Below are 19,995 nucleotides of genomic sequence, written 5' to 3'. Positions count from 1 at the left end.
GATAGTGCCAGTTTTAACATTATGAATAGTCCGGTTGAGTTTCCTTATGAAAGTTTTATTTTAATCAATAGAAGTTCAGAGATTTCTATTTACATGCAGATCTCCAATCAATTGATCAATGCAATACAAAGAGGATTTTTACCTTTTGGCATAAAACTGCCGGGAACAAGGGCTTTAAGCATTATTTTGAATGTTCACAGGAATACAATTGTTGCTGCTTATGACGAATTGTTTGCACAAGGCTGGGTAGAAAGCCTTCCCAATAAAGGAACTTTTGTCATCGGGAAAAAACATGAAAAACCATTTCAAATTAAAGATTTTGAGAAAAACCTAGAACATTATCCAAAATCGACCGGTTTTTCATTTAAAACTTCAAATATTTTAGATAATCCGTTTGAATATTCTAATTGTGAATATATTTTCAATGACGGCGTTCCTGATATTCGTTTAACCCAAATTGATCATCATTCCAGAATTTACAGTTCTATTTTAAAAAGAAAAGCCCATAAGATAGGACAATACAATCAGGATGGAAGTGAATTTTTCAAAAAAAACCTTTCGCAGTTTTTAAATCTATCACGAGGTTTACCAATCTCGAAAAACAATCTTTTGATAACACGTAGTACGGAAATGAGTATTTATATTGTTTCCGAAATTTTACTTTCGGAAGGTGATATCGTCTTAGTCGGAAAATTAAGCTATTTCTCTGTCAATATGATCTTTCAAAAAGCCGGAGTAAAAATTCAGCCTATTTCGATTGATGAGGAAGGAATTAATGTAGAAGAAGTGAGAGAAGCATGTGAAAAGCAGAAAATAAGAATGCTTTACCTTACGCCGCATCACCACTATCCTACTACCGTCACTTTGAGTGCAAAAAGAAGGTTGGATTTACTCAATCTTGCGAATGAATTTGGTTTTATCATTCTTGAGGATGATTACGATTATGATTTTCATTATGATAAAAGTCCTATCCTTCCTTTGGCAAGTGCAGACACCAACGGAATGGTTATTTATATCGGATCTTTTGGGAAATCTTTGGTTCCCGGTTTCCGAACAGGATTCATTGTAGCACCGGAAAATCTGATGATTGAAATGCGAAAATATTTAGGAATTATAGACCGGCAAGGCGACGTTCTGATGGAGCACGTTTTGGGAGAAATGATCGCTGAAGGAGAAATTAACCGGTATTTAAAAAAATCATTAAAAATCTATCAGGAAAGAAGAGATTATTTTGTTTCTCTTTTAGAACAAAACTTAGGAGAATACATCGATTTTCAAAAACCTTCAGGAGGTTTGGCGGTGTGGATGAAGTGGAAAATTCCCGTAAATCTAATGCAACTCAGTAGAAACTGTGCCCAAAACAATCTTTTCATTCCCAAAACCCTACTTTATCAGAACAAAAATCTTACGGCAATGCGGTTGGGTTTTGGAAATTTAAATCTGACAGAAATGGACAAAAGCATTGAAATTTTATCTGAAAACATCAAATTATTGTCCTAATTTCAAAAAAAGCAACAATCTTTTTTACCGCAAAAGTATCAAAAGAAATGATTGAAAAAAGAGAAATTCAAAAGCTAGCAAAATGTAAAATTTAATAATCGTTTTCTTTCACAGCATTTTACAAAACCTTGTCAAGGTTAATAAATATGCGAATTATTAACCTTGACAAGGTTGAGTTTACAATAGATGCAAAATCAGTGAAAATTTATTTGGATGATATTAAAACTCAGATTGAAGAACTTTCAATAATTCGATTTGTTGGTTGACATCATTTTTGCTGCTTATTAAATTATAATTCGCCTGAAGCCAGTTATTTCTTACCACAAAAAACGTATAAGCATCCATTAAACCTTCTTTATATTTTTCTTCAGATTTTTGAAAAGACAGTTTTTGGTTTTCAAAATTCAGTTCCAAAAGGCTGTATTTTTCCTGTGCATTCAGAAACTGAGCTTTTATGGAATTGATAGATTTTGTTAAATCATTAATGATTAAATCTTTGCTGTATTTGTAATTAATAACATTTAATTTTGCTATTTCTACGTTATTTTTGATTTGAAATTTATTAAAAATTGGAATATTCAGTCCAAAAGAAATTGACTGGTTTTTATTCTGGCTAAACTGATCAGAAAAACTGGTGTTGGAAAGAGCATTGCTGCCTAAAGATTTATTATAAAAAGTAGACCAGCTGTAGTTTCCATTAAGGGTTGGCAAATAGGCAGATTTTTCAATATCTATATTTTTTTGCTGTGCGCTGATTTCTGCAATGACTGTTTTATAAGCTGGATTATTTTCTATTAATTTATTGGTAAAATCAGCAGTATTAAAATCTTCCTTAACTAAAGATCCATTGTCATCTATCACAAAATCTATAGAATCTTGTGTCATATTCAGTGCATTCAGAAGGTTTATTTTTGCCAGATCACGCTGATTTTTTGCCGAAACCCATTGTTCCTGCAAAGTTCCCAAGTTGGCTTTGATATCATAAACATCACTTTTTGAACGGCTTCCTATTTCCACTTCTTTTTCTGTACGCTTGATCTGCTCTTCAATTCCTGCGATCTGCGTTTCTAAAACCTCCAACCAGCTTTTACTGTTTTGATAGGTGAAAAAATTCTGAATTACATTAAACTTCACTTCATTCTGAGCTTGTTTAAGCCTATAGGTACTCGCATTTTTATTGAGTTTTGACAATGAAATATTCAAATAATTTCTCCAGTTAAACAATTCAATATTTGCCTGAGCAATCACCTGATCATATTGCGTATTAAGCGTCTCTCTCTGGTTACTCGACTGATTAATTGACGAGCCCAAACTGTAACTGTGATTTACACCTGCATTTACGGACGGAAGCAACATTCCTTTTGAAGCAGCAATCTGTCGGTCGTTCTTCTGAATATTAACAGCGGCCTGCTTTACCAACGGATGATTTGTCGAAGCGTAATCGAGACATTGTTTGAGCGTCCAACTCTGTTGGGCCGGGAAAAGATTGATGATGAATATGAAGAATAATTTTTTCATGGTGGATTTTTTTGGACTGAAGATGGATGATGGAAGCTGGAAGTTAATATTAGGCTATCAAAAACACCAAACCTCCATCATCTAACTTCAAACATTATTCGTATTTCAGGTATTTTACAAGATTCACTTTTGTAGCCTGGTAAGCTTTAATACTCACCACTGCGAAAGTTAAAATCAATAATAAAATCATACTCAGAATGAATGGTAAAACCGGCATATCAATTCGGTACGCGAAATCTTTCAGCCACTCATTCATCAGATAATAACTGATCGGAATGCTTACAAGAACCGCTATAAAAGTAATCCAGAGAAATTGTTTCGTTAATCCTACGATCAAAGTTCCGTCTGATGCACCCAACGTTTTTTTGATCGCTACGTCTTTTAATTTTTGCTCGATCATTAATGAAGACAAAGCGAATAATCCTAATAATGCTACCATCAAAACCATTGCATTCAGAATTGTGAAAAGGGTTTGCTGTTTTTGGTACGTTTCAAAGGTTTTCGCAAATTGCTTATCTATAAAATATGAGTTGAATGGGTAACCCGGTTCTACACTATTTTGCCAATACGTTTTCAATCTTTTTACAGTTCCATCGATATCGTCTGCTTTTAATTTCAATTGAATATTACCTACATTATATCGTTTCCAGGTAGTTTCTCGGTAATGGAAAAATATCATAGGCTCTACTTCGCTCTTCAAGCTTCTAATGTTGAAATCTTTTGTAATTCCTACTATACGATAAGCTTTGTCATCAAATCCAGGTCTGATCTCTCTTTTCATTGCCTGCTCATCTGTCCAGCCAAATCTTCTTAAAAAAGCTTCATTTACCAAGGCATTATTAATTGTGTCTGAGGACAATTTCGGATCAAGCCAACGTCCTTTAAGCAATTTAACACCCATAAACTGCGGATAATTATAATCCATCGAACCGTGACGAGCCTGAATACTTTTATCCATATAATCCATATTTGAAGTACTCTGATTATTGGTTCCGGGAGGCGCTTCTGCAAACGAAACACTTTCTACGCCAGGGATTTTTGCCATCTCCATTCTCAATCTTTCATATTTCAACCAAGGCTTGCCATTGTTATCTTCATTAAAATCGATCTGAAAAATCTGCTTTCCATTGAAACCAAGATCCTTATTCATCATATATTTTACCTGCTGATTGACAATCAACCCACCGATGATAAAAAAAGAAGAAATAATGAGTTGCAAAGTCAGAATACCGTTTCTCAACCAAACACCATTTTTACTTCTGGCAAAGTTTCCTTTCAGGGTTTCTATCGCTTTAAAATTGGATAAATACAGTGCAGGAATGAGCCCGGAAACCAAAGTAACCAAAGCCACCATCAAGAAGGAATAAAAGTATATGTGCCAATCATTCATCACAATTTCTTTATCATAAAACTTGTTGAGACTTGGCAAAAGAAGCTCCGTTAAAGCCAGCGACAAAAGATATGAAGCAAAACAGATCAAAAAAGTTTCCATTAAAAACTGAAGTATAAGACTAGATTTTGTGCTTCCAATCGCTTTTCTCACTCCGATTTCTTTTGCTCTTTGAGAAGCTTGAGCTGTTTTTAAATTGATAAAATTGATAGCTGATAAAATCACAATCAGAACAGAAAGAGTGAACAAAATCATTAATGATTTGAAATCGGGCTTCCCGAACCAGGTCATCTCTGAATGTAATTTTATCCTCTCAATTGGAGTAAGCAAAGAGTCAGTTGGTCCATACATATCAATAAATTGCTGAGGTGTCACTCCCGCACCTTTAGAGTTTATTTTTGCACGCAACATAATGATATCCAGAAATTTGTTCTCAAAACTTCTTGGGTCTGCTTCTTTTTTCAGCAGAAAAAAGCAACCATAGTTGAAATTTCCCCAAGCTTCTTTATCATTTTTCAACTGTTCTGCAGGTTTAAAAATAAAATCCGGTTTTATCTGGCTATTTTCCTTTGGCAATTCATAAACTGCTGTAACGATGTAGTCTTTAGCATTGATTTTAATTGTTTCGCCGGCAACTTCAGTTTTTCCAAAAAGATTTTTTGCCACAACATTAGAAATAGCAATGTTGTTATCATTTTTAAGGACATCTTTGTAACTTCCTGCCACTAATTTGAATGGAAACAAGTTGAAAAAATTCTCCGACGCAGCAAGTCCGCCCTGTTGATAAGCTGTCTTATTTTTTGTGGCCATTTTATACGCTATTTCCATCCCGTTTATCAAAACGTAATCCTGAACTTCAGAAATCTGTTTTAATGCATTTTCAGCTAAAGGAATAGAAATAGCACCTCCGTAACTATTATCTTTTTTGTAATACGTCTGGAAATAATAAATATTATCTTTTTTAGGATTCCATCTTTCGAAGGATTCTTCGTCATTCCAATGCATGAGGATGAGCATAAATCCTGTAAGCCCAATCGTCAATCCGAATAAATTGATAATTGTGGAAAGCCAATTTTTTTTATAATTGATGAAGGCAATTTTGAGCCAGTTTTGTAACATAATTTTAGTTTTTTGGTTGATTTTTTGTTAGTTGATTGTTGTTAGTTTTGAGAATTCCCATCAACTAACACCCGACAACTATCAACTAAAGTTTTTACGCGAAGTTTTTAGCATCTGCTTTTTCGAAAACATCTTTTCTTTGGGAAGAATGTTCTTCTGAGAAAATCTCACCGTCTTTCATATTTACAATTCTTGATGCATAGCCGGCATCGTTAGAAGAGTGCGTTACCATTGCAATAGTAGAGCCTTCTCTGTGAAGTTCTGCCAAGAGATTCATCACTTCATTTCCGTTGGAACTATCGAGGTTTCCTGTTGGTTCATCAGCAAGAATCAATTTTGGTTTTGTAACCAAGGCTCTTGCAACGGCAGCTCTCTGTTGCTGACCTCCGGAAAGTTGCTGTGGATAATGTTTTGCTCTGTGCGCAATATTGATTTTCTCCATAATTTCTTCCACGCGTTTTTTTCTTTCTGAGGAAGGAACTCTGTTGTAAATTAAAGGCAGTTCTATATTTTCATAAACCGTTAATTCATCAATCAGATTAAAATTCTGGAAAATAAAACCTATATTTTTCTTTCTGATCTCTGATTTTTTCTTCTCCGAAGTTCCGATAGTTTCTACAGATTCAAATTGGTAAGAACCGGAAGAAGCGCTGTCTAAAAGCCCAAGAATATTTAGAAAAGTCGATTTTCCACAACCTGAAGGTCCCATTATCGCTACAAATTCTCCTTCTTTGATGATTAAACTTACATTATTGAGCGCATTGGTTTGTACGTCTTCAGTTTTATATACTTTGGATAAGTTTTGAATATTTATCATTTTAATTTGGTTTTAAAGTTGAGTTATTTTGTTTTAAATTTTATTACGGTTTCCTTTAGAGGATAGCCTTCTTTCGATTTGAATTTATTTCCCGTCAATACAAATTCATATTCTGTATTAGACTTCATTTCCGTCAATAATGTTATTCCTGTATGATCATTCACAAAGCCTACGAGTTTTTTCAAAGGAAAATGTTCTTTGCCTGTACTTCCAATGCTTATAGAAACGCCTTCTGCCATTTCTCTGTCAAAATTTATGGTGATTTCTTGTATCGCAGGATCTACATCATTTTTGTTCCGGACATCGGGAAAAATAGATTGTACTTTAGGTTGTTTTTGTTCGTAATCTGCAATAATGGTCTTAATTCTTGGTGCTAGCTTATTATAGAAAGAGATAATTTCAGGATAAAAGCTTTCAAAAGAAGGATATTTTTTTCTGTTGTTCTGATACATTCCCAGCAGATCCACCAATTCTTTCATCCACAAAAATTTTCTTTTTTCCTGAATAAAAATTTCTTCATCAATATCTTTTTGTGAGTATTTATTATCGATCATATACCGTACAACAGCGGCTCTCACCAGACTTTCATTGATCATCGTTTCCCAATTTCCATACGCTTGAGATTCCATGTCTTTTTTTACCAATTCATAAATTATTTTACCTGAATTTTCTAATTTTAAAGTATTTCCATTCATTTCCAGAATGTAATTGACAAATGAATGATTGAACTCATGAATCAATAAAGGCTGAAATTCATTTTTATCGAATTTTGCATTTCCGTCCTTATCAAAAGACCAGACACCGACTACTGCATTTACGATGGTTTTACTTTTTTCGGGGTGAATTTTAATTCCATAATTTCCACCGCCATTTCCGTAACCTAAAATGATTTTATAATCTTCATTGGCTTTTTTACCGTAAAATTTTGAATACCAATCTTGATTAAAATCAGACAAAACAGATGTTTGATATTCAATTTCTGCTTTTTTATATTCTCCAGCATGATGGTTAAAAAATTTCTGAAAATCGGTTTTCTCGTAAAATTGATTCAACAAAGAAACAAACCGTTTGGTGTCTACTTTTTCCCACCTTTTATCTAAAGAATTTTCTTTCTCTTTAATCAAACTGAATTTTCCGTTTTTAAAAGATAAATGAAGCGCCATCGACATTACGGCATCGTAGCCCAATCCGTTTTTATTTCTGTTTTCCTTAATAAATTCAATTATTTCTGAATTTTTATAAGCATTAAAATAAGTACTGATATCTGCCACATACTTTTTATTATCGTTTTGACTATATTCTTCAGCTCCCGCCAATCGAAAAACCACGCTTACAATTTCTACCCTTTTATCAACTTTAGATTCTAATTTTTCCTGCGAAAAATTCAGAATTGAAGCAAAAAGAATAGTTAATACTAGAAATTTTTTAATCATCATGCTTGTTTTATTTTTTAATATCAATAATTTCATATTTCTTAAGTTCAGAATAGTCGGAAGTGATGACATTTTCTCCCGTCTTCAATCCGGAAAGCACTTCGTAATACATCGAATTTTCTCTTCCAAAACTTACGTTCCGTTTTATGGCTTTATTTCCTTTCACCACAAAGATCCATTTTCCGTTGGTATCTTTATAGAAATTTCCTTTCGGAACCATTAAACTTTGGGTATCTCCGGACAATTTCAGTTTCACACCGAATGTCATTCCTATTTTTAAGTTTTCAGGTTTCACATCAATGAAATTAAGTTCTACAGAAAATTGCCCGTCTTTCACTTCCGGAAGAATTTTGGCGACGATCACTTCATACTCTTTTCCATTATTGTCAAGACTTCCTTTGATGCCCATTTGCAGTTTATTTATATAATATTCATCTACTTTAGCAATCAACTTGTAACCACCCATTAAGTCTATTTTCCCGATGCTTTCGCCACTGGTTAAATTTTGTCCTAAAGATATATTGAATGACGATAATCTTCCGGAAGCCGGTGACATAATCAGGAAATTATTTTTATTTGAATGCAGAATATTCAAGCTTTTTTCCATTTGACTGATAGAATTATTGATCGCCGTAAATTGAGAATTTCTTGAGATCCTTTCATTTGCGCCCCCTTTTTCTACGATTTGTTTTCTTTGCTTCTGATAATTCAGATTTTGAAGAGCCACATCATAATCGGTTTTCTTTCCGATCTCCGCATCATACAATCTTTTCTGAAGATTATACGTTTGCAAAGCCGTATTATAATCATTTTGAGATTGCAATAATTCTTTATCCTGATTAAATTCCTGATTCTTCAATTCCAGAAGAGAACTTCTCATTTGGCTGATCTGTTGCATAATTCCGGTTTCCTGATTCAGATAATTAAACTCGGTATTGGGATTGAAAACTCTGGCTATAGGCTGTCCTTTCATCAGCATTTGTCCGTCTTCAGCAAAAAATTCTTTTACAGCACCACCTTCCAAAACATTCACAAGAGAAGAATTAAGAGACTGCGTTTGCGCCGTTACCATTAGCATATCTTCAAATTTCCCATGCTTCACTTCATCAATTGTAATATCTTCTGATTTTACATTATAGGTTTTTTTCTGATTGAGAAAGTACCATCCAAATACAGAAACTGCCAAAGCAGAAGCAATGATGATTAAAATTAATTTTAGTTTAGATTTCTTTTTTACTATTTTCGTATCCATATTCAGATAACTGTTTTACTTATAGATAATTACACAATACAAAGACCAGAGATTTACAATACTATAACTCCCTGTAAATGTGATTAAATATATTTTAATTAATTTTAAGACTGTTCATTATCGGACACTTTTTGTACGAAAACGAACAGATTTAGTTGATAGTTGTCAGTTATTAGTTGATTGTTTTTGAATTCTATTCTAAATCTTTAGCAATTAAATAACTATTAACTAAAAATTATCAATCGACAACCAAATAAAAAGAAATGCGAAAAAAGGAAGCTCATATTTTAATTGTGGATGATGATGAGGATATTTTGTTTTCAGCAAGAGTCTGGCTCAAAAAATTTTTTTCGGAAGTAAGCTGTCTTAGTCAGCCAAAAAATATTCTGAAATTTTTATCTGAACATCAGGTTGATGCCGTTCTTTTGGATATGAACTTCAGGAAAGGTTTTGAAAGCGGACAAGACGGTTTATACTGGATGCAGGAAATCAAAACGCTTGAAGCTCAACTTCCAATTATTCTGATGACCGCTTATGGCGAAGTAGAATTGGCTGTAGAAGCTTTGAAAAACGGTGCTTCCGACTTTATTCTGAAACCTTGGAATAATGAAAAACTGTATGCTTCCGTTAATTTGGCTGTTGATATTTCCCGAAAAAACAAAAAACTGAATCAGTGGGAAAATATCAGTATTAAACCCAATCAATATCAGCTGGAAACCAAGTCTCAATCTATGAAAGAGGTAATGGATCAGATTGAAAGAGTGTCTGCAACCGATGCCAATGTTTTGCTTTTGGGAGAAAATGGAACCGGAAAATATGTTCTCGCCGAACACATTCACGAATTATCAGAAAGAAAAAATCAACCTTTCGTGCATATCGATTTGGGAAGTCTTTCAGAAAATCTTTTTGAAGCTGAACTGTTCGGTTATAAAAAAGGTGCTTTTACCGATGCGCATCAGGATTATGCCGGAAAAATAGAAAATGCAGAAAACGGAACTGTTTTTCTTGACGAGATCGGAAATCTTCCGCTTCATCTTCAAACCAAATTATTAAGTTTAATTCAGAACAGAAAATTGTCAAGACTTGGAGAAAGCAAAGAGCGAATTTTGGACGTGCGATTTATTTTTGCCACCAACGAAAATTTAAAAAAAGCAGTTTCAGAAAACAGATTCAGAAAAGATCTGTATTACAGAATCAATACTGTTGAGCTGCAAATTCCAAGTCTTAGAGAGCGATTGGAAGATATTCCTGATCTTGCTAATTATTTTCTCGATAAGTACAAACAGAAGTATCACAAATCTGAATTGGCATTAAATGAAAACTTACTTTCAGAATTGATAAAGTATTCATGGCCGGGAAATATCCGGGAACTCGATCACTGCATTGAGCGAAGTGTGATTCTTTCCAACGAAAAAAATCTGAAATTACTAATGCCTCAAGATGAAGATTCGGAAAATACCATTATTAATCTAAACATCGAAGAAATGGAAGAAATTCTCATAAAAAAGGCTTTGAAAAAACACCGTGGAAATATATCTCTCGCCGCAGAAGATCTGGGATTATCCAGAGCCGCATTGTACAGAAGAATGGAAAAATTTGAATTGTAAAAATGGAAAAAACGTATCATTCAGGAACAAGGAATCTTATAATAGAAATAGATCCTACACTTCACTGAATGACAACCTTGAAAAAATTTAAATGAAAAAGCAACAGTTTTTTTGGTTACTATTCATTCTGCTTGCAATTGTCAGCGGAATTTTTGCCTTTAATTTTTATTCTCAAAACAGGTGGATTAATTGCTTCCTTTTTTCATCGATAAGTCTTATTTTTATTATTTTGGCGCAAAAATCGGCTTCATCTTACATTCAAAAAACAGAAAAGCTGCTTTTGGCCATTCAGAAAAAAGATTTCTCGCTATTTCCTGAAGCTGAACAAAACAGTATGCTCGACAATACCGTAAAACTTTACTATCAAAGCAAAGAAGAGCATCTCTCGCATTCTTCTTACAAACTTCTGTATGAAGAAATATTGAATCAGCTGGAAATTGGATTAATGATTCTTTCCAAAAAAAATAATGAATGGGAAGTTTTTTATGTAAATCCTGTTTTTCTGGAAATTCTGGAAATCCCGAAATATAATCACTGGAATCTTTACGAAAGTAAAACACCCAATTTTTACAAAATCATCGAGCAGACACAGTATGAAAACTCTCAAGAGTTCTTCGATATTTCAATTAATGAAAATACAAAACAGTCATTTTCTCTCAGAACAAAGAAAGTAGAGAATGTAAAAAACCGTTTTTGCATCATCAGCTTAGAATCTGTGCAGAAGATAATTGAACAAAAGGAAAAACTGGCCTGGAATAACCTAATGAAGGTAATTTCTCACGAACTTCTAAATACTTTAACGCCCGTCAACAGCCTGATTCAAAATCTGGAATACATTGCCAATCAGGAAGTCATTGACAAAGAAGATCAAAAAGACATGCAGGAAAGTCTGATGATTATCAATAATAAATCGAAGCAATTGTTGAATTTTGTTGATGATTACAGACAGGTTGCCGAGTTGCCAAAACCTGTTTTCAAAACTATTTCTCTGAGTGATATTGTGGAATCAGCACTCAATTTCCTGAAACCTGAATTTGAAAAAAACAATATAAAAATCATCAATTCATTAGAAAACCAAACTGTTTTTGCAGATCAGAAAATGATTGAAAGATGTCTTATCAATCTCTATCTAAATGCAATCTATGCCGTGGAAGGCACACCCGAAAAAACCATCCGAACAGAGATTAAAACATTAAACAAACGTATTGTTTTGAGTGTAGAAGACAGCGGAATCGGAATAGCGAGCGAAATTAAAGATAAAATTTTCCTTCCATTTTTCACGACCAGAATCAGCGGCTCGGGAATTGGTTTGACTTTGAGCAAAAGTATTATTGAGGCTCATAAAGGATATCTCAATTACAAAGCATTGGAGCAGGGAAGCCGATTTGAGATTTGGTTTTTAAGCTAAGCATTTAAGCTAGTTTTTACAATAAATCTTAATTATTGGTATAACTCTTGATTCAGAATTGTTATAAGAATTTTATTTATATATCTTTTTGAATAGCTTACGTATTTTTATTTAATATTAAATTTTCATTAAAATTTTAAAATAAAAACATTGATCTATTTAAAGTATTATATCTAAATTCATTTAAAACTATTAACCGTAAAACAAACCAAATTAAAGGCTTTTGTATTGTAGAAAGAGGCTATTGCGTCTCTGGAAACTTAAGTACATTTCCTATGTAATTTATTGACATCTAACTTTTAAGCCCTAATTCTGTTACGAAAAAATTCTAATATTCATAATATAACTGAATTTTAAAGTCATTTTCCTGATTATATATTACGATTTGCATAATATTCGAGAAAAGACAAATTAAAAAAAAACATTATTTTTGCTTAATAAAAGTAAATGGTCTTTGTGATTTTATATATAAATTAGCATTACCAACCGAAATATTAAATTTACAATAGCATGAAAAAAATAATTTTACTCCTCACTTTACTTTCCGGAATATCGGCATTTTCACAAATAAAGGTTCTTAAAAACGAAGCATTAGTTGAGATAGGGAAAGACAATTCTGTCGGCTTATATAAAAAGGAAAACAAGTTTACTTTTAATTATCAGGATATCAACACAAGTAATCTCAATACATTCAGATCATTCTCATTTAATGATGTAAACGGTGACGTGCAAGGGCTTTATAAGCTGATCACTGATGGTTTTATAGACGAACCAAGCGGAAATATCACTTTGGAACTTCCGAATGATATTATAGAACTTTATTATCAGAAAAACTACGGCCAGCCAACAGTGCAGATTATACAATATATCAATAAGAATAAAAAATATGTTGGTAAATCTCAGTTTTTAAATAAAAAACAAATCGATAAAATTTTCGGTATTGGAACGTCTAAGGCAGCGTTGTACAGCAAATCGGCGGTAAGACAAACTCCTGTAAATGCAATGAACAATACTTCGGCGCAAGGTTCGGCAAATACTCAACAAAACAATAGTCAGAAGACACCGGCAAAATCGACGAAAAAAAGAAGATAATTTTCGTTTTTTTAAACATATATCAGCTCATTCTTACCGAATGAGTTTTTTTATTTCTATTTTTGTCAAAATATTGCATTGTACTATGTCTCTTCAGGTAATTAATCTAACAAAGAAATTTGGTGAGCAGACTGCTCTAAATAACATCAACATAACTATCGATAAAAATGAAATCATTGGTCTTTTGGGTCCCAACGGAGCCGGAAAATCAACTTTAATGAAATCGATTGTCGGTGCATTGAAAATTGATGAAGGTGAGATTATCTTTAACGGGAAAAATATTACAGAGCACGAAATTGAGAGCAAAAAGAATATCGGGTTTCTTCCCGAAAACAATCCGCTTTACCTGGAAATGTATGTAAAAGAATATCTGCAGTTTGTAGCGAATATTCATAAAATTTCTGAAGCAAGAGTTGATGAGGTAATAGAATTGGTTGGAATTACACCCGAAAAATCTAAAAAAATTGGTCAGCTTTCTAAAGGTTACAAACAGAGAGTTGGTTTGGCGCAGGCAATTATTCATCAGCCTGACTTATTGATTTTGGATGAACCAACCAATGGTTTAGATCCCAATCAGATTCTTGAGATCAGAAATGTGGTAAAAGAAATCGGGAAAGAAAAAACCGTTTTACTGTCAACACACATTATGCAGGAAGTTGAAGCGCTTTGTACAAGAGTGATTCTTATTCATCAGGGAAATATCATTCAGGATTCTAATATCAATGACTTTAAAGGAAAATTTGAGAGTTTAGAAGATGCTTTTGCGAGTTATACACAAAATACTGTTGCTTCAACGAAAGATTAAACTTCAGAATTGGTACTTTTTATAATTCATGAAGACTAAATTTACTTTTAAAGCTCTTATACTTCCAATACTGTTAATTGCAATTTTGTGTATGATTGTTTTAATAATTCCTGATTTTTTTACATCTCCATTGTATGAAGGTAAATTATTTGTAAAGATCTTTGTTCCAACAATAATGATACTTTCATTTGTTTTGCTATTTTTTATAGAACTTAAAACAAAATGTAGTATCGTATTAATTAGTAAAGAAAAAATTATCGTAAAGCAATTTTTTGGGCTGATTACTAAAAGTTTTCCATCTTCTGAAATTGAAGGCTGGAAAAACAGTCATCAAAGCGACAATGGTGGAACATATGAATATATTTTTTTATACCGTAAAAACAATAAGGTAGTTATTATATCTCAATCTTATCATCGAAACTATCAAAAAATAAAAGAGTATATAAAAAATAATTTCGATTATCTAGGTTATGAAAAATTCTCTTACATTAATGACTTCAAAGAAATTTTCAAGTAATAAAAACTGAGCTAATTTATTGGCTTTAAATTTGATTTCCATGTAATAATTTAAAACAAAATCAACATGATTAAGAAATTATTATTGGGAACTTTATGCATCGCTCAGTTTTCTCTCGTTGCCGCACATGATTTAAAACAGACTTCAAATTTTACAAGGGATAACGGAACTGAATATTTTCAGAATGTTCCTAAAACAGTTATTATTAAAACTAAAAAATTTAAGGTAAGAATTGATAAGCAACCGAATGGAAATTACCTGTATCAATCTTGGGGAGCCAATACAAAAATCACGGCGAAACCAAGTATGATCATCAGTAACGGAGAATTAATTCCTGATGGATCGGGAGGTAATTATTATTTCGAATTTAATAACAACGGAACTATTTATCAGGTATGGAGGAATTATTTAACAGATTCCCCAAAAAAAGCACCTTACACATTAGTGGTCGTTGGTGAAAACGGCGACACCTTGGTAAGACAAGATGCGCAAATCGTAAAAAATTAAAATTAATAAACTCTCGCTTTCAGGCGGGAGTTTTTATTTACGATCCAATATTTTTTATTTGTGTAAAATAATTGCTTTCGGCAAAACTGTCTTTGGCAGCGCGATATCCAATATTAAATATTTGTTCTAAACGGTCTTTTTTGCGTTCAAAAGTTCCGTAGCTTGATAAATCCTGAGAGGAAATAAGCCAGTCACAATGCTCAAATTTAACCTTTTCGATGCGATACGAAAGCAAGTCATAAGATCTTGAAACAATTGCTTTTATGGTCTTTAAATCATTAATTTTAATATCATGAGGCGGCGAGACAAACACACCAATCAGTTTATCGCAATCTGCACGGATAATATCTGCAGGAAAATTATTTAAAACACCTCCATCGCAGAACATTTCTTCCCCTAAAATATAAGGCGTTGTAATGCCCGGAATCGAGCACGACGCAATGATGGCATCGGTAACTAAAAAATCTTCATCAAAAATTTTCTCTGTTCCGCCAACCAATTCGGTGGCAACAATTTTCACTTCCTTATCAAGATCTCCAATCTTCATATCCCTGAAAATAGGTTTCAGATATGTATTAAAAATCACAGACGACACCAGACCCGGCTGGTTAAAAGTAAAATGTTTCCAGTTAAAAAAATAAACCGACTGAAAGAAATCTAAAATTTCCTCAGGTTTTTTTCCGATTGCATAAAGGCATCCCACGATAGAACCGGCACTGCAGCAAGCGAGAATATCTACATCGATATTCTGCTCATTCAAGAATTTTAGTACTCCCGCATGGGCAATACCTTTGGTACCACCGCCTGATAATACCAACCCAGTTTTTTCAAAGTTCATAGAATAAATGTAAGAAAAGACGTTCTAATCTCAATAGCTATTTTCCTTAAATATTTATTAAAATCTATATAGTGTTTTAATTATTGTTTAGCATCGTATAAACGCAAAAGCTTTACAAAATCTTCTTCCGTATTCGCAGACTTTAATCTCAGTTGCAAATCCGGGTAATCTTTAAATATAATCTTAAACTTACGTTTCAAATCATCAAAGAAGCCCCAGTAAAGAATATTTTTATTATTATCTGTAATATAACCTTTGATTTGCAGCTGCATAGCCAACGTTGGATTGTGATAATCTTTATACCAGTTTATATTTTTCCCTTCGTATAAAACTTCGATTAATCCCTGCTCTTTCGGAAGTCTTTCAGATGAAGCAAAATATTCATGTTTTAGATTGTTCTCATCAGTAATTTTGATATATTTAATATCATCTGGCTGCACCCAACTCTCATTCCCATCAGAATCTCTCATTTTCATTTTAAACATAATGGTAGCAAAGTAATACTTCTTATTACTGAATTTACCTACGTTTCTGACTTTAGCTTTTATCGTATCCTGACTACTTTTTAAAATATATTCTACAGGGAAAAAATTTTTATCGTCTTTTTGTTGAGAGAATAAGAATGCCGATATTAAAGAAAATAATAAAATAAATTTTGTTTTCATAACTATAGCGTAAAAAAAGCCCAGACAGAATCTGAGCTTTAGATATATAATAAATTATACTTAAATTAAATGTGAATCACTTCACCATAGGCAGCAGCAGCAGCTTCCATAATTGCTTCAGAAACTGTTGGGTGCGGGTGAATTGATTTGATGATTTCATGACCAGTCGTTTCAAGTTTTCTTGCTACAACCGCTTCAGCAACCATATCTGTTACGCCTTCACCAATCATGTGACAACCTAACCATTCGCCATATTTGGCATCAAAAATCACTTTGATGAAACCGTCTGTATTTCCGTTTGCAGTTGCTTTTCCACTTGCAGAAAGAGGGAATTTACCAACTTTAATTTCGTAACCTTTTTCTTTAGCCTGTTTTTCGGTAAGACCAACAGAAGCAACTTCCGGGTGACAGTACGTACATCCAGGGATATTGCCGTAGTCGATTTTCTCAACGTGCATTCCTTTGATTTTTTCTACACAAGTAATACCTTCAGCAGAAGCAACATGCGCCAAAGCCTGAGTCGGGATAATATCTCCGATTGCGTAATAACCAGGAACTGAAGTTTCGTACCATTCGTTAACCAAAACTCTTCCTTTATCTGTCTGAATTCCCACTTCTTCAAGACCGATGTTCTCGATGTTTGCAGCGATACCAACAGCAGAAAGCAAAATATCAGCTTCAAGAGTTACGTTTCCATTTGCAGTTTTCACTGTTGCTTTCACACCGTTTCCGCTTGTATCAACGCTTTCTACAGAAGCATTTGTCATGATTTCAATACCTGATTTCTTAAGAGATTTCTCTAAGTGTTTTGAGATTTCTTCATCTTCTACAGGTACGATGTTTGGTAAAAATTCTACAACAGTTACTTTCGTACCCATTGTGTTATAGAAGTCAGCAAATTCTACTCCGATTGCTCCAGAACCTACAACAATCATAGATTTTGGCTGCTCAGGAAGAGACAATGCCTGTCTGTATCCGATTACTTTTTTACCGTCTTGTGGTAAGTTTGGTAATTCTCTAGAACGAGCTCCTGTTGCGATGATGATGTTTGTTCCTGAATATTCAGTCACTTTACCGTCTTTATCTGTTACAGAAACTTTTTTACCTTTTTGCACTTTTGCAGTTCCCAAAATCACATCGATTTTGTTCTTTTTCATCAAGAACTCAATTCCTTTGCTCATTTTAGAGGCTACACCACGGCTTCTCTGGATTACGTTTGGAAACTCAAAACTAGCTTCCACTTTATTTAATCCGTAATCTTCTGCATGATTAATATAATGAAAAACCTGAGCAGACTTCAACAAAGCTTTAGTCGGAATACATCCCCAGTTAAGGCAGATTCCTCCTAAATTTTCTTTCTCAATAATTGCAGTTTTAAAACCCAATTGTGCCGCTCTGATTGCAGTAACATATCCACCGGGACCACTTCCGATGACAATAATATCGTAATTCATTAGCTTAAAATTTTTATGCGAATTTAAGGAAAAATATTGGATGTTTTGCGTTTCAGCAAATTCATCTGAGAATGCATTATAAAAAGTTTCCTGATTTAATTTTAAACTAAAAAAGAGAACGCAATCTGCATTCTCTTTTATTCTTTTAAGGAATATTTCAGTAAGAAATCTTCCTTGGGTTACCTTGCGCTTCTAAGCAATTTTTTTTCGTTCTGATATCTTATATTTAAAGCTTTCAGCTGATCATTTTTCATTTTTTTTGTGGCAACCGGATGATTCAGAATCATTTTCTTTTCTGCCCTGTATCGTTTATCAAGTTCGCTTGCTTTACTGTTTGCCAACTGAGCTTTTGACGGATGAGGTGGCGCTGGCGGACGTTGCTGACCATAAGCACTTACTGATAATCCTACTAATAAAACCGTTGATATTAATAACTTTTTCATGATGTTTAACTTTAATAATTAAAATTTAATAATTTCAATTGGTTACACATTGAATCTTGCATATTTCATACCACAAAATTTCATCTAAATTATTTCAAAATGAAAATTGAGATTCAGCTTTACTTTTTATTGTACGCAACTCTCCAGACAATTCCACTTACATCGTCAGCAACCAGCAATGATCCGTCAGCAATTTGCAGGACACCAACAGGTCTTCCGTAAACATCTCCTTTCTCTTCATTGGCGATAAATCCGGTAAGAAATGGTTGATAAGATCCCGCCGCTTTTCCATTCTTAAAAGGAACAAATGCGACCTGATAACCAACAAGTGAAGAACGGTTCCACGAACCATGTTGCCCGATGAAAGCTCCATTTTTATATTTCTCAGGAAACTGGTTTCCCGTATAAAAAGACAAACCTAAAGATGCCGTATGCGATCCCAAAGGAACGTCTGGAACAATTGTTTTTGCTACAAGATCTGGTTTTTCGCCCTTTCTTCTCGGGTCTTCATTTTTCCCGAAATAAGCAAATGGCCAACCATAAAATTTATTTTGTTTAACGCTTGTCAAATAATCGGGAACCAATTCGTCTCCCAATTCATCTCTTTCGTTCACCACCGTCCATAATTCTCCTGTTGAAGGGTTCCAGCTCATTCCGACAGGATTTCGAAGACCTGCTGCATAGATTTTCTCGCCACTTCCGTCAGGATTCACTTCAAGAATATTGGCTCTTCTCACTTCATTTTCCATTCCGTTTTCGCCGACATTACTTCCGGAACCAACAGAAATATAGATTTTCGACTGATCTTTATTGGCAATTAAATTTCTCGTCCAGTGATTATTGTAACCACCCGCTGGAAGATTCACTATTTTCTTTCCGGGTTTTGTAATTTTCATGTCGCCTTCTTTATACGGATAAACCCAAAGTCCATCGGTATTTGCCACATAAAATTGATCTTTGATAATCAACATTCCGTAGGGCTGATTCAGATTATCAAGAAAAACAGAAGATGATTCTGCAATGCCGTCTTTGTTGGCATCTCTGTAAAGAATAATTCTATTGGCAGATTTACCTCCGACTTCAGCATCACTTTTTCCAATGATGTCATTTTTTATCTTTTCAGTTTTTGTGCGTTCAGAATTTGAAAGCACTACAAAAATATCACCGTTTGCAGCCTGAATCATATTTCTTGGGCTTTTTATATTTTCCGCAAAACGGGTAACCGTAAATCCTTCAGGAGCTGTCGGGGATTTTCCTGCAGGCCAGCCAAGGACATTGCTGAATTTGTTTTTGGCAGCTTTCTCGTCTGGTGGTGGTAATTTTAAAGTATCTGTTTTGGTAACAACTTCTGGTTCCGAAGTATTATTTTTATTTTCTTTGCAACTGAAAAAAAGCAGAGCAACTGCCGGGAGAAGATATTTTTTCATAAAATAAATGATGTGATGTGTTAGAAATATTTTGTTTAAAAAATTGCAAAAACCGTTCCCTAAAAGAAAACGGTTGCACATTTTAGAAATTGAATCTGTGAATATCATTAATATTTTACTCTTTTTAATTTAGCGCAAAGTCAAACAAAAGAATTTTAAATATCTTATCATCACTTATTACGTATAATCATCCGGATTTAATC

17 protein-coding genes are annotated in these 19,995 nt (G+C 33.6%); 7 read left to right on the top strand and 10 right to left on the bottom strand.

Annotated features, from left to right (window positions below; translation table 11 throughout):
• The first annotated feature begins 21 nt into the window (after positions 1–21).
• On the top strand, positions 22–1,500 hold the full coding sequence (locus OH814_RS04225; protein WP_308827233.1) for a PLP-dependent aminotransferase family protein: 1,479 nt from the start codon (positions 22–24) through the stop codon (positions 1,498–1,500).
• A 219-nt stretch (positions 1,501–1,719) separates the two neighbouring features.
• On the opposite strand, the gene OH814_RS04220 is transcribed toward OH814_RS04225, so the two are convergent.
• The 5 genes from OH814_RS04220 to OH814_RS04200 form a co-directional block, all read right to left on the bottom strand.
• Positions 1,720–3,018, bottom strand: coding sequence for a TolC family protein (locus OH814_RS04220; protein ID WP_308827232.1), 1,299 nt, complete (start codon positions 3,016–3,018; stop codon positions 1,720–1,722).
• A gap of 94 nt (positions 3,019–3,112) precedes the next feature.
• Positions 3,113–5,527, bottom strand: a complete 2,415-nt coding sequence (locus OH814_RS04215; RefSeq protein ID WP_308827231.1) for an FtsX-like permease family protein — start codon at positions 5,525–5,527, stop codon at positions 3,113–3,115.
• Between the two features lie 94 nt (positions 5,528–5,621).
• Positions 5,622–6,344 carry an ABC transporter ATP-binding protein gene (locus OH814_RS04210; RefSeq protein ID WP_308827230.1) on the bottom strand — a complete coding sequence of 241 codons (723 nt, stop codon included), beginning with the start codon at positions 6,342–6,344 and terminating at the stop codon, positions 5,622–5,624.
• A gap of 23 nt (positions 6,345–6,367) precedes the next feature.
• Positions 6,368–7,780, bottom strand: coding sequence for a DUF4932 domain-containing protein (locus tag OH814_RS04205; protein WP_308827229.1), 1,413 nt, complete (start codon positions 7,778–7,780; stop codon positions 6,368–6,370).
• A gap of 7 nt (positions 7,781–7,787) precedes the next feature.
• A complete protein-coding gene (locus OH814_RS04200) occupies positions 7,788–9,029 on the bottom strand; it encodes an efflux RND transporter periplasmic adaptor subunit (RefSeq protein ID WP_308827228.1) in 1,242 nt (413 codons plus the stop codon).
• 263 nt (positions 9,030–9,292) lie between these two features.
• Between OH814_RS04200 and OH814_RS04195 the strand changes: the two genes are divergently transcribed.
• The 6 genes from OH814_RS04195 to OH814_RS04170 all read left to right on the top strand — a co-directional run bounded on the left by OH814_RS04195 (position 9,293) and on the right by OH814_RS04170 (position 14,965).
• Complete coding sequence (locus OH814_RS04195) at positions 9,293–10,636, top strand: sigma-54 dependent transcriptional regulator (protein ID WP_308827227.1); 1,344 nt, start codon at positions 9,293–9,295, stop codon at positions 10,634–10,636.
• Positions 10,637–10,727: 91 nt separating this feature from the next.
• Positions 10,728–12,044, top strand: a complete 1,317-nt coding sequence (locus OH814_RS04190; RefSeq protein ID WP_308827226.1) for an ATP-binding protein — start codon at positions 10,728–10,730, stop codon at positions 12,042–12,044.
• Between the two features lie 510 nt (positions 12,045–12,554).
• On the top strand, positions 12,555–13,136 hold the full coding sequence (locus tag OH814_RS04185) for a hypothetical protein (protein WP_308827225.1): 582 nt from the start codon (positions 12,555–12,557) through the stop codon (positions 13,134–13,136).
• An 85-nt stretch (positions 13,137–13,221) separates the two neighbouring features.
• Positions 13,222–13,941 (top strand): ATP-binding cassette domain-containing protein, encoded by a 720-nt coding sequence (locus OH814_RS04180; protein WP_308827224.1) that lies wholly within the window; start codon positions 13,222–13,224, stop codon positions 13,939–13,941.
• Positions 13,942–13,969: 28 nt separating this feature from the next.
• Positions 13,970–14,458 carry a hypothetical protein gene (locus OH814_RS04175; protein ID WP_236255452.1) on the top strand — a complete coding sequence of 163 codons (489 nt, stop codon included), beginning with the start codon at positions 13,970–13,972 and terminating at the stop codon, positions 14,456–14,458.
• 66 nt (positions 14,459–14,524) lie between these two features.
• Positions 14,525–14,965, top strand: a complete 441-nt coding sequence (locus OH814_RS04170; RefSeq protein WP_308827223.1) for a hypothetical protein — start codon at positions 14,525–14,527, stop codon at positions 14,963–14,965.
• Positions 14,966–15,002: 37 nt separating this feature from the next.
• On the opposite strand, the gene OH814_RS04165 is transcribed toward OH814_RS04170, so the two are convergent.
• The 5 genes from OH814_RS04165 to OH814_RS04145 all read right to left on the bottom strand — a co-directional run bounded on the left by OH814_RS04165 (position 15,003) and on the right by OH814_RS04145 (position 19,792).
• Positions 15,003–15,803, bottom strand: coding sequence for a patatin-like phospholipase family protein (locus OH814_RS04165; protein ID WP_115621710.1), 801 nt, complete (start codon positions 15,801–15,803; stop codon positions 15,003–15,005).
• Positions 15,804–15,883: 80 nt separating this feature from the next.
• Positions 15,884–16,468: a hypothetical protein gene (locus OH814_RS04160; RefSeq protein ID WP_308827222.1), complete on the bottom strand. Its 585-nt coding sequence runs from the start codon at positions 16,466–16,468 to the stop codon at positions 15,884–15,886.
• 65 nt (positions 16,469–16,533) lie between these two features.
• Positions 16,534–17,922 (bottom strand): dihydrolipoyl dehydrogenase, encoded by a 1,389-nt coding sequence (gene lpdA, locus OH814_RS04155; protein WP_076560747.1) that lies wholly within the window; start codon positions 17,920–17,922, stop codon positions 16,534–16,536.
• A gap of 179 nt (positions 17,923–18,101) precedes the next feature.
• A complete protein-coding gene (locus OH814_RS04150) occupies positions 18,102–18,365 on the bottom strand; it encodes a hypothetical protein (protein WP_076560745.1) in 264 nt (87 codons plus the stop codon).
• A gap of 119 nt (positions 18,366–18,484) precedes the next feature.
• On the bottom strand, positions 18,485–19,792 hold the full coding sequence (locus tag OH814_RS04145; RefSeq protein WP_308827221.1) for a sorbosone dehydrogenase family protein: 1,308 nt from the start codon (positions 19,790–19,792) through the stop codon (positions 18,485–18,487).
• Positions 19,793–19,995 lie beyond the last annotated feature (203 nt).

The organism is Chryseobacterium sp. CFS15 (assembly GCF_031118795.1).
Lineage (GTDB): Bacteria > Bacteroidota > Bacteroidia > Flavobacteriales > Weeksellaceae > Chryseobacterium > Chryseobacterium indoltheticum.
Note: the sequence above shows the minus strand (reverse complement) of the source record. Positions and strands in the feature narration are given on the sequence as shown.

Coding starts and splice junctions, on each gene's coding strand:
- OH814_RS04225 (WP_308827233.1), top strand. CDS start 22: ATGAATAGTCCGGTTGAGTTTCCTTATGAAAGTTTTATTTTAATCAAT.
- OH814_RS04220 (WP_308827232.1), bottom strand. CDS start 3,018: ATGAAAAAATTATTCTTCATATTCATCATCAATCTTTTCCCGGCCCAA.
- OH814_RS04215 (WP_308827231.1), bottom strand. CDS start 5,527: ATGTTACAAAACTGGCTCAAAATTGCCTTCATCAATTATAAAAAAAAT.
- OH814_RS04210 (WP_308827230.1), bottom strand. CDS start 6,344: ATGATAAATATTCAAAACTTATCCAAAGTATATAAAACTGAAGACGTA.
- OH814_RS04205 (WP_308827229.1), bottom strand. CDS start 7,780: ATGATGATTAAAAAATTTCTAGTATTAACTATTCTTTTTGCTTCAATT.
- OH814_RS04200 (WP_308827228.1), bottom strand. CDS start 9,029: ATGGATACGAAAATAGTAAAAAAGAAATCTAAACTAAAATTAATTTTA.
- OH814_RS04195 (WP_308827227.1), top strand. CDS start 9,293: ATGCGAAAAAAGGAAGCTCATATTTTAATTGTGGATGATGATGAGGAT.
- OH814_RS04190 (WP_308827226.1), top strand. CDS start 10,728: ATGAAAAAGCAACAGTTTTTTTGGTTACTATTCATTCTGCTTGCAATT.
- OH814_RS04185 (WP_308827225.1), top strand. CDS start 12,555: ATGAAAAAAATAATTTTACTCCTCACTTTACTTTCCGGAATATCGGCA.
- OH814_RS04180 (WP_308827224.1), top strand. CDS start 13,222: ATGTCTCTTCAGGTAATTAATCTAACAAAGAAATTTGGTGAGCAGACT.
- OH814_RS04175 (WP_236255452.1), top strand. CDS start 13,970: ATGAAGACTAAATTTACTTTTAAAGCTCTTATACTTCCAATACTGTTA.
- OH814_RS04170 (WP_308827223.1), top strand. CDS start 14,525: ATGATTAAGAAATTATTATTGGGAACTTTATGCATCGCTCAGTTTTCT.
- OH814_RS04165 (WP_115621710.1), bottom strand. CDS start 15,803: ATGAACTTTGAAAAAACTGGGTTGGTATTATCAGGCGGTGGTACCAAA.
- OH814_RS04160 (WP_308827222.1), bottom strand. CDS start 16,468: ATGAAAACAAAATTTATTTTATTATTTTCTTTAATATCGGCATTCTTA.
- lpdA (WP_076560747.1), bottom strand. CDS start 17,922: ATGAATTACGATATTATTGTCATCGGAAGTGGTCCCGGTGGATATGTT.
- OH814_RS04150 (WP_076560745.1), bottom strand. CDS start 18,365: ATGAAAAAGTTATTAATATCAACGGTTTTATTAGTAGGATTATCAGTA.
- OH814_RS04145 (WP_308827221.1), bottom strand. CDS start 19,792: ATGAAAAAATATCTTCTCCCGGCAGTTGCTCTGCTTTTTTTCAGTTGC.